General features: G+C 52.6%; 1 protein-coding gene. It reads right to left on the bottom strand.

Annotated elements, in window-relative coordinates; genetic code table 11:
* Nucleotides 1-445 (bottom strand): lyase family protein (locus tag ACTHTY_RS12015; RefSeq protein WP_440367859.1); only part of this gene is annotated, 445 nt, incomplete at both ends.

The raw sequence follows: 445 nt of genomic DNA, 5'->3' as shown, positions 1-445 counted from the left end.
GTTGAAGACATAGTGTTCGCAGATTTCGCGGTTGACCGTAATGCCTTTGACGCATTTGTCGGCAAGGTTGACCGCGGCATTGCCCAAGAGGGAAATGGTTTCAAACATACATTGGGCGATGACTGGCTCCATAACGTTCAGCTGCAACTGACCTGCTTCGGCTGCGAAAGTGGTGGTGGTGTCGTTGCCGATGACTTTGAAGCAGACTTGGTTGACGACTTCGGGAATCACGGGATTGACTTTGGCAGGCATAATGGAAGAACCGGCCTGTAGTTCAGGCAGGTTGATTTCTTTCAAACCAGCGCGCGGACCGGAAGAGAGCAGGCGCAAGTCGTTACAGATTTTAGACAGTTTGACGGCTGTGCGTTTCAATGCGCCGGGCACCATCACATATGCGCCGCAGTCGGAGGTCGCTTCGATCAGGTTTTCAGTCAGTTTGCAAGGC

This window comes from Neisseria sp. P0019.S002, from assembly GCF_051957155.1.
Classification (GTDB): Bacteria; Pseudomonadota; Gammaproteobacteria; order Burkholderiales; family Neisseriaceae; genus Neisseria; species Neisseria perflava.
Note: the sequence above shows the minus strand (reverse complement) of the source record. Positions and strands in the feature narration are given on the sequence as shown.